This window comes from Pedobacter sp. CG_S7 (genome assembly GCF_040544395.1).
GTDB lineage: Bacteria > Bacteroidota > Bacteroidia > Sphingobacteriales > Sphingobacteriaceae > Pedobacter.
Map to the genome: position 1 here is coordinate 1 of NZ_JBEONS010000067.1, position 6,773 is coordinate 6,773.

The 6,773-nt window shown below is 36.4% G+C and carries 7 protein-coding genes; 5 read left to right on the forward strand and 2 right to left on the reverse strand.

All coding sequences use genetic code 11. The annotated features are described in order from the left end of the window. Positions 1-393 precede the first annotated feature (393 nt). The 5 genes from AAKU52_RS16850 (at position 394) to AAKU52_RS16870 (ending at position 4,159) form a co-directional block, all read left to right on the forward strand. Positions 394-738: a hypothetical protein gene (locus AAKU52_RS16850; protein WP_354335705.1), complete on the forward strand. Its 345-nt coding sequence runs from the start codon at positions 394-396 to the stop codon at positions 736-738. Continuing rightward, the gene (locus AAKU52_RS16855; protein ID WP_354335707.1) at positions 735-1,013 is read left to right on the forward strand and encodes a Txe/YoeB family addiction module toxin; all 279 of its coding nucleotides are present in this window, start codon (positions 735-737) and stop codon (positions 1,011-1,013) included. Before AAKU52_RS16850 ends, AAKU52_RS16855 begins: the two co-directional genes overlap by 4 nt. A gap of 170 nt (positions 1,014-1,183) precedes the next feature. Then, complete coding sequence (locus AAKU52_RS16860; RefSeq protein WP_354335709.1) at positions 1,184-1,630, forward strand: hypothetical protein; 447 nt, start codon at positions 1,184-1,186, stop codon at positions 1,628-1,630. A 536-nt stretch (positions 1,631-2,166) separates the two neighbouring features. Further along, entirely contained in the window at positions 2,167-2,496 is a 330-nt protein-coding gene (locus tag AAKU52_RS16865; protein WP_354335711.1) for a plasmid mobilization protein, read from the forward strand. Then, complete coding sequence (locus AAKU52_RS16870; protein WP_354335713.1) at positions 2,474-4,159, forward strand: relaxase/mobilization nuclease domain-containing protein; 1,686 nt, start codon at positions 2,474-2,476, stop codon at positions 4,157-4,159. Before AAKU52_RS16865 ends, AAKU52_RS16870 begins: the two co-directional genes overlap by 23 nt. Before the next feature lie 99 nt (positions 4,160-4,258). On the opposite strand, the gene AAKU52_RS16875 is transcribed toward AAKU52_RS16870, so the two are convergent. Next, positions 4,259-5,065 carry an alpha/beta fold hydrolase gene (locus AAKU52_RS16875; RefSeq protein WP_354335715.1) on the reverse strand — a complete coding sequence of 269 codons (807 nt, stop codon included), beginning with the start codon at positions 5,063-5,065 and terminating at the stop codon, positions 4,259-4,261. A gap of 441 nt (positions 5,066-5,506) precedes the next feature. Continuing rightward, positions 5,507-6,427, reverse strand: a complete 921-nt coding sequence (locus AAKU52_RS16880; RefSeq protein WP_354335717.1) for a replication initiation protein — start codon at positions 6,425-6,427, stop codon at positions 5,507-5,509. Between the last annotated feature and the right edge of the window lie 346 nt (positions 6,428-6,773).

Sequence of the window (6,773 nt, forward strand, 5' to 3'; positions counted from 1 at the left end):
ACGCGGGGGTCAATTCAACAATATTGAATTGAAACAATTTTTCAATTTTTGATGCCCCTGCTTTTTTAGCTTTTAAGAACTGTATAGAATCAAAAAAATGACCTAGCCATTGTTGAACGAAATCAAGAAAATCAAAAAGCGGGGGAAGAAAAAAAGAAAGAGTGTCGCCGGGGCGGTCAACTAAGACTTTAGTTATTTTCTATTGACGCATTTTAAGGCGATCTAAGACGTTATTTATTTAAGATGTCAGATAACCCATTTTATTCTTTTAATTCATTGCACGGGCTTTATTGCCCTTATTAAAGAGGAAATTAATCTGATGAAGATGTTTATTGTCGATTTAAAAAGTTATTACTAATTTTGTGTACACATTTGTGTATTAAATATGTGGTTATGAAAATAATATCAACTAGGGAATTAAGAAATGAGACCAAAACCTATTTTGAACTTGCGGAAAAAGAGCGGGTAGCGGTAAAAAGAGGTAAAAAATTTGTCAATTTCATTGTTACGGATGAGCCAGATTCTCAATTCTTCAGTGAAGAATGGATAAAAGAATTTTTAGCCATTCCTGAAAAATATCGTTGCAACCCTTTTGATATCAGTCCAAGCGGTGATCTGTACTGGGCGGATAAAAGGAACATTAAACAACTTAAAAACCGCCTTAGCGAGCGAGCCGAAAGTAATTCTGTAACAGCCAGCACGCCTGAAGAACTAAAATCAGTTTTAGATTCTTTATGAGGATTTACACAATCAATTTTCACTCCCAGGCATTAGAGGATATCAAAAAACTAAAGAAGTCTGACAAAAATTCATTTAAAAAACTGGAAAAGCTCCTGGTGGAATTACAGGCTCACCCCTATTCAGGAACCGGAAAGCCTGAACAATTGAAATATGAAAATAAAGGGGAATGGTCTCGCCGGATAAGCCAAAAGCACCGGCTTATCTATACTGTAAATGATGAGGAAATCAGCGTGTGGGTATTAGCAGCACAAGGCCATTATGCAGATAAATAATACGACTTCTTTCTTCCCTTATGTAATACTTACTAAAGGGGAATTAAAAGCGATTTTAAAGCGGATGACATGAGACATGACATGTCAAAATTTGTATATTTACTAGTCGGCATTACTATGACATGTCATTTTATATGTCAATGACATGTGTCAAAACGAACTTTAATAAAATGGACAATTATCTAACGCTTAAACAAGCATCTGAGACTACTGGAAAAAGCGAAAGGCAAATAAGAAGGCTTTGTAATGAGCCTAAAAACAAAGAATATATACAGCGTGATGAAAAAGGTCGGTTACTTTTAAAAATTGATTTTTTGCAACAAAATTATCCACTTGTCCATGTCCCTAATGACAATAATAAGGCTATCCATGAGGTTGACAGTGTCACTAAAGATGGCTATCCACAACTGCCTGATGATCGGGACTTTAAAATTGCCCTATTAGAGCAGGAGTTAAGGCATAAAGAGGACTTATCTGCTGAAAAAGATAAACGTATTGAGGTGTTAGAACGCAGTTTGCTTTTGTTAGATCAAGCTCGGCCAGTGATCACTCCACAGACCCAGGCAGCTCTTGAACCTGAACCGGCAAAAAGAAAGAAATTTTTAGGATTATTTTAAAAGGCCATGAAAAAAGAGGTTTTACATAAATTAGGATGGATGCAGCAGTTCAGATTTACTGAATATGAAAGCACCTATATAAGAACAGCATTAGTACGCAACGGTTCAGATTTACTGAATATGAAAGCACCTATATAAGAACAGCATTAGTACGCAACGGTTCAGATTGGTTATATGTCTCAATCTTCTGCTGAGGTCTTTTGGGCATCCAGGGATGCTATTGTCCTGGTTGAAGATAAGCCCTCTTCTTTTTCAAGTAAAGAAGACAAAAGTAGAATTTGAAGTATAATCTTTAATACAAAATTCTACTCCCCTTGCCAGAAATAAATCTTCTGATTTATTTCTTTACCCCCTTCCCCTCAACAAAATTCGAAAATTTCATTTTCTCATTTTTTCCGCTTATTTTTATAGTGCGTTAAAAAAGTGCAAGTTGTGGTTTTGTCATGGTATTTAGGTTATCACCTCTATACCATGCCTTCACCAACTTGCTAAAAAGCTTAACGCTACGCTACTTTTTAGGGAAACCCACCGCCGAAATGAAGAAAGAAGAAGACCAAAGATTATATAAAAAAGAGGTTCGGTTCAATAAAGCCGAAAAGGACTTTATTGAAAGCATAGTCGAGAAAAACGGGTCTAATTTTTCGGCCTACACCCGAAAACTTTACTATAGAAATGAAGCAACAGTGAAATTGGAGTTGTCCAATTCAACCGTTTCCACTGATAAGCGAGATTTCCAAAACCTGTGCAACAACTTTAATCAGTTGGTAAAGCACATGCACCAAACCGGAATACCCATTCCTGATGTGGCGCACGAATTAGACAAAATCCTTAAAGCAGTTCGAGATGGCTATAGCAAAAATATGTAGTGTGTCAGGAAATTCTTCTTCGGTACTGGCCTATGCTATCGAGCAAAAAGATAAGAAGCTGCCGCAAGAACAAAAAGCCGAGATTGTCCAGGTCAATAATCTTTTTGGGGATATCCAGGACATGTCCAATCAAATGGCCATGTTCCAGGAAGACCGGCCTAACTGCAAAAACAATGTTTTACACTTAGCCCTGAGTTTTGATCCAGCAGAGCGATTAAACGCAATGCAGGCTGAGAAAGCTATAAATACCCTGCTTGAAGAAGTTGGGATCACTAAGGCGGATCATCAATATGTTGTGGTGGAGCATAAGGATGCTGCACATCAACATTTTCATATTGTGGCTAGCCGTGTTGGCATGGATGGGAGCTTACTCAGCGACTCCCTTTTGAAAGTTCGTCTGAATGTGATCTGTGATAAAATTGAAAAAGAGCAAGGTTTACTGCCTACACCTGGTCGGCAATGGCAGTATGATCCAAGCAGTGAAAAAGGATATAAGTTTGTAAAAGTAGAGAAGGTAAAAGCACTTAAAAACGGGAAAAACCCCAAAATCAATGACGTTAAAGCCGAAATCCGAAAAGAACTAGAGGCGCTGCTGTCTAAAAAGGAAATACGAACGCCTGAACAATTACTGCAGGCGCTTAAAGTAAAAGGAATCGAGGTGAAATATTCCGAAAATAAAAATGGAATAGCGGGGGTAAGTTTTCGGAGCAATGATATTGCTGTTAAAGGTTCTGCAGTAGGATATAAATGGAGTGATATAGGCAAGAAATTAACTGAAAATGCAAAAGCGGGTCAGGTTATAAAAAAGCCCCTTAAAATTGATAAAAGACCGGTTTTAAGTAGAGAAATAAAAAATAAAATGTTGCTGTTCATTCGGCAAAATCCTGAAAAATTCAGTAATAATGAGCAATTGGCTGATCAGGCGATCAGAATTTACATGAGGGAATTAAAGCCAGATCAAAATTCATGGCAAACCTGGGAAGCGCATAGAGATCATGAAAAAAAACGCAGGGTACTTAACCGGTATGCTTCCATTGCACTTTCCTATAATGAACGTAATGCCAAATTGCAGACTGAAATATTAAAAGGAAAGCCTGTGCCAAGTGAAAGAGACCTCCAGCAAATGCACTTTGTTAAACAATATAATCAAGCGGTAAGCCTTTCCATCGCTGAATTTAGAGCAGAAATAAACAAAGGTAATCTTCATTGCAATGTTGATCTTATTTTCCTAAAAAATGGGTTTACTCAACAAGGTGAGCAGTATTTTTACAAAGTAGGGAAGCAAAGCATCACTATCAATAAAAACAAACTCATAGAAGCACAGACAGAGATTTTAAGGAGTTATGATAACTATCTGCAACGAATGCAAGCATACAACAAATTAATGCAGGAAAAGCCTCGGCAGCCGACCACATGGGAAAGATTAACCGGGAAATCCAAAGAGATAGAAGTAAGTAACAGGAAACTAGATCAAATGCAGACACAAACCGGAAAGCCTTATTTTAATCTGGATATTCGACTAAACGAAAGATCTTTTCTCCGGACAACGAACTTCATCGTACAAATGGCTGAGTGGGAGAAAAAGGAGAAAAACAAAGCAATATCCATAAACAAGCCAGAGGAAAATGAGATCAGAACCAAAAGAAGAGGAATGTCCAGGTGATATATTATTAGCTCCAAAAAACGACCTTTTTTTGATAAGCAGTTCCTTGATCTTAAGAATGGCAAATCAATATCCCGTGTAGAATAAGAGTTTTAGCACTTAATTGTTCTTCAAATTTTGTCTGTAAAAGTTTAAGATTTCTGAAACGACAATATCCGGCTTGTCTTGAGGTATGTTATGCGAACTACCTTTAGCATATACTGAGCTTGCATTTGCCCTGGTCTTTAAAAAATTTTTCTGAGCTGATTTAAACCTGTCATTTTCTTCCTTGGTATCAAACGGGCCTTGTTCTGCCATTATATGCACGATGGGTATATTTGCAGGAATGCTTTTCTTCCTTAAGAAATCACTATTCCGCTCCATTTTCGCTAAGACGTAGTATAAACCAAGATCCTTTTCACTAAAATCAGCCCGAGTTAGCTTTGAAGATACGCTTCTCGCAAACCTCATGTCTGCATATGATGGTATTCTTGGATCCAGCATTATAATCCCCGTCACTAGATAAGGATTTCTAAATGCGTATAGTCTTGAATAAAATGCTCCCAAGGAGTGGCATACCAACAGTTTACTTTTATTTGCAAATCCTAAGCGTTCTAATGCCAATTCTAGACTTTTGATTTCATCAAGGATATTAAACTTTGAGGTATCTAAACCACTTTGACCAAAACCTTGACGGTCATAAGTAATAATGGTCGCGTTCAGTTCACCATGAAGAACTGTCGATATCGAATCCCACTGCCTTGCATCAAGTCCACCGCCAGATTCGAATAAAATTGGATTCATTTCACCCTTCAATATTCTAAAATGCAGCTTATAGGATCCTACGTCAACTAATGTGTCTACTTGAGCATATGCACTTACAAGACTAACTAGAAAGAAAAGGAAAGCTGTTATAAGAGTCTTCATAATTTAGCAATAAGTTCAAATGTACAGAATTGACGTATGATCATTTACTCTCATGACCTGCCAATATTACTTAATCCACCGTAATAGAAGATTACAGGTAAACCCTCGTTTTTTGAGAATTTATTGTTAGCTACTGGGATAGTGAAATTGGACATCAAATCTTTCCCTATTAAACCTGATCGATCTTTTTATTTTTTGCCGATTATCATAAACTCATTCCATTAATCAAAGCGTTTTTTCTCATTTTGATAATGAGTTTTTGATAATAATTCATCAGCTGAAAATAGGCTACGCAAGGGTAAGTACATCAGATCAAAATCTAGAGTGCTTACTGCTTTTAAAACAATTAGCCTTCTTCAAACTACTCCCAGAGAAGATGCTCTCTGGAGCTTCGTGTGGCGCTCAGGATCAACTCTGATAATCGAAATAACATATTATGAGTTATTTTTTTTTAAATAAAACATGCGCCATTAATGCTGTAGGCGTTTTTTTGACCTCTATAAGCCCATTGGCAATTTTGCTTTCAAGTTCTATAAACCGATTAAATAAGTCCGTACTTGACATAATAGCTTCTTGTTGTTTTGGGGTAAAGGAGTAATCATTAAGCAATTTTTGAGTGTAGAGATGCACTTGTGCCGGAGACATATCACTAATCATTTTTAGTTCCTCTTTAACCACCTGCTCTGCTTCTTCTTTACCTGTTGGCTTTGGTAAAATTGTAAACAGAATATCAGTCACAGATCTACCCATCTTTTCCGCTTCATAAGACACAAACAAATCTGTTTTGTTATTTATCTCCTCAATACCCTTTTCAAGACAATTCACCCTGAAATCTTTATAATTATAATTTCCTGCCTTCAATAATTTTTGGAGTTGTACTAAAGGAACATACCACTCTTTTTTGTCTTTCCATCGGCTGAATAATTCGTAAAGCTTCTGCGCATAAATACTATTTAATGCTAGTGCAGCAGCTAATTCATACTTTGTAAATCCCTTTTTTAATTCTAAAAAATATGGAACAACATCAGCAAGCATGGTAAGTGTGATTACTCCCCCTTTTGCTTTTACCTTGGGAAAAGGGATAATTGCTTCATATTCCTCAGCCATATCATCATCAACTATGGTTAACACCCTGGTTTGTAATTTTTTTACAGCTTGAACTACCCTTTTATAATTTGTTTCTTGTACCTGGTCGAAATTGATTTTAAATTCCATGTTTTTGAACAAATCCGGTTGCACATCAAAACCAACATCTAGCCGATTAATTACCAGATACATGATCCTTTTTTCAATTAGAGTCATTTCAGAACTGCTCTTAGTAATAATGTTAGGTTGTCGGTTGTACTGTCTTTTAGGCTTCATATAGAGGTATTTAAGCAAATATATAAAAAAGGAGTTTAAAAAAAAATAAACTCCTTTTTTATATGCAATTAGTCGCTTTTACATGCAATTTCTCCTATTAAACATGCAATTCCTCCTATTTAGACCTTTTTTTTACATGCAATTCCTCCTTTTAAACATGCAATTCCTCCTATTTAGACATGCAATTCCTCCTATTTAAATTTCTAAAAATGCGTTTATCATACGTTAGAGGCTGTTTCCCTCGCGCGCGTACGCGGGGGTCAATTCAACAATATTGAATTGAAACAATTTTTCAATTTTTGATGCCCCTGCTTTTTTAGCTTTTAAGAACTGTATAGAATCAAAA